This is a genomic window from Vibrio sp. 2033, from assembly GCF_033339735.1.
Genome location: NZ_JAWOVC010000200.1, coordinates 1 through 857 on the forward strand (window position 1 = coordinate 1; position 857 = coordinate 857).

At 42.6% G+C, this 857-nt stretch carries 1 protein-coding gene; it reads right to left on the minus strand.

Annotation, left to right across the window (positions count from 1 at the left end):
- Nucleotides 1–738 (minus strand): lipid A deacylase LpxR family protein (locus R7P74_RS25565; RefSeq protein WP_318123441.1); only part of this gene is annotated, 738 nt, incomplete at its 3' end.
- Between the last annotated feature and the right edge of the window lie 119 nt (nt 739–857).

Consider the following 857-nt stretch of genomic DNA (forward strand, 5'->3'; position numbering starts at 1 on the left):
AAATCCTGTAAAGACAAACCAACTAGAGGTATTTTTCGCAAGCATACTGGCAGAGAAAGGGCTTTCTACACTGATGTTTGCTGCGCCAATACTATTGGCTAGATTCGTGCCCCAGCGGAACATGACACCTTGTGATACATCGCTGCGGAAGTTACCTGCGTTAATGTCATTCACATTAGTGATTTCCCATTGCGTCTTCTGGCCCTCACTGCGCATGAGTTTATTGAAAGCTCGGTAACCAACGCTAAAGGCAATTTCATCGTCAATTTGGTAATCCCAGCCTTGAGGATCGGTTGAACCAGTGATGCCGTGAACAATTTCCTGCGCTTTTTCTGATAGAGAACTTTCACCTGTGGCACCAATGGTGAAGTTATAGCGAACGGCTTGATCGGCGGTTAGAGATAGGTAGTTGATTTCAGTGTGTAGGTAACCAGCGTATGGACGGTCATTGGCAAGAGGGTAGTCTGCTTCAATATCACTTGGAGTCCACATCTTGTGGCCAAGTACTACCTCGATCTTATCGACATTGGATTGGTCTGCATTTTCTAAGCTGAACCATTTCCATTCGCTTTCTTTTTTTAGCTTCTCGGTTGCGTAAGAGAAGAATATACCGTTGGTGTAATCTTGGTCGACACCAAAAATGCCATCGTTATCAAGGGTAAAGGATACTGTGGATTTGGTGGATGCCAGAGCAACTGGCGATAAAAGGGTAAGGAAAATTAATTTACTGAGTTTCATATACTGCATTTACTAACTTTTTTTGCATCATACGTAAGAATTCAATCAAAATCTTCCGTAATGTCACAACTTTAGTTCAAGAAACAAAAAAAGGCTGATGCTTTGCAGCATCAGCCTTT